This is a genomic window from Streptomyces sp. NPDC001781 (assembly GCF_053596035.1).
The window spans coordinates 1-1,041 of record NZ_JBSFFI010000112.1 but is presented as its reverse complement, the minus strand read 5'-3'; the positions used below and the strand labels follow the sequence as shown (position 1 = coordinate 1,041).

The 1,041-nt window shown below is 71.1% G+C and carries 2 protein-coding genes; both read left to right on the top strand.

The window, feature by feature from the left end; all coding sequences use genetic code 11:
• The first annotated feature begins 111 nt into the window (after window positions 1–111).
• Window positions 112–537 (top strand): hypothetical protein, encoded by a 426-nt coding sequence (locus tag ACWCV3_RS29060; RefSeq protein WP_451230385.1) that lies wholly within the window; start codon window positions 112–114, stop codon window positions 535–537.
• Window positions 538–598: 61 nt separating this feature from the next.
• Complete coding sequence (locus tag ACWCV3_RS29055) at window positions 599–844, top strand: hypothetical protein (protein WP_451230383.1); 246 nt, start codon at window positions 599–601, stop codon at window positions 842–844.
• Window positions 845–1,041 lie beyond the last annotated feature (197 nt).

The window sequence follows — 1,041 nt, the reverse complement described above, 5'->3', positions numbered from 1 at the left end:
CCCGACCGGGTGAAAGGTCGGGGCTTCTTCGCGTCCGGGGGTTGCGCGCTCGCCCCAACCCTGATTTAATTAATCCATCGGGACAAGGAACCAGGAAAGCAGGGACCGACCATGACGCACCGCCTCACCGCCAGCCAGCTCCGCCGCCGGACCGTCCGCGAGCGCTCCGCCGCGACCCGCTTCGCCCGCTCGCTGCACCGGGGCCGCGCCATCGCCACCCACGCCATCGCGGCCGGCATCGAGAACGAGGAGACCCTGGAGGGAGTGCGCAACGGCCTCGGCTCCGTCGCCCGGCGTCTCGGCATCAAGCCCGTCAAGGTCGTCCGGCGGCACCGCACCGTGCGCGGCAAGGAGAAGCGGACCAAGGTCACCAACCACTTCACCGCCGCGCAGGTCGGCGTCCTGCTCCGCAACTACAAGCCCCGCCGCGCGGACATCAAGGCGGCCGTGGTCCTGATGCTCGTGGCCAACGGCGCCCCGGTGACCGTCCGCCAGACCGTCCGCCCGGTGAAGGCCCGCGAGCTGGTCAACGCCTGACACAGTCCGACCCGGGGCCGTCGACCGGCGGCCCCACCCGCAGCAGAGAGGAACCGACACGATGAGCAGCACACCCGGACTCAGCAGCGACCAGCACACGGCGCTGGAGATGCTGGCCGAGCACAACGGCGAGTGGACGAAGACGTCCGGCTGGCACGTCGGCAACGTGGCGAAGACCGCCCGGCTGCTGGAGTCGCTGGTGCCCACCGGTCTGGTCGTCCGCACGTCCAACGGCTTCGGGATGACCGGCCAAGGGTTCGCCGCGATGGAGGACCACCTGAACTCCCTCCCGCTTGACGAGTTCTGAGCCCCGCCCGGGAGCGCCGCTGGCGGACCCCGCGCAACGGTGCTCCCCACGAGGCCGCTCAGCCTCACCGACCAAGGAATGAGGAAGCCCATGTGGACGACCCGCGCCGCTCTGGCGGCCGATGACGAGCACGGTAAGACGAAGGACGCGCTGCCGACCCGGCCGCGCGGGGGACACCCGTACTAGACCGGCCGCGC

What these genes read in the sequence shown, in the direction of transcription:
- ACWCV3_RS29060 (WP_451230385.1), top strand. Translation starts at nt 112, where the DNA reads ATGACGCACCGCCTCACCGCCAGCCAGCTCCGCCGCCGGACCGTCCGC.
- ACWCV3_RS29055 (WP_451230383.1), top strand. Translation starts at nt 599, where the DNA reads ATGAGCAGCACACCCGGACTCAGCAGCGACCAGCACACGGCGCTGGAG.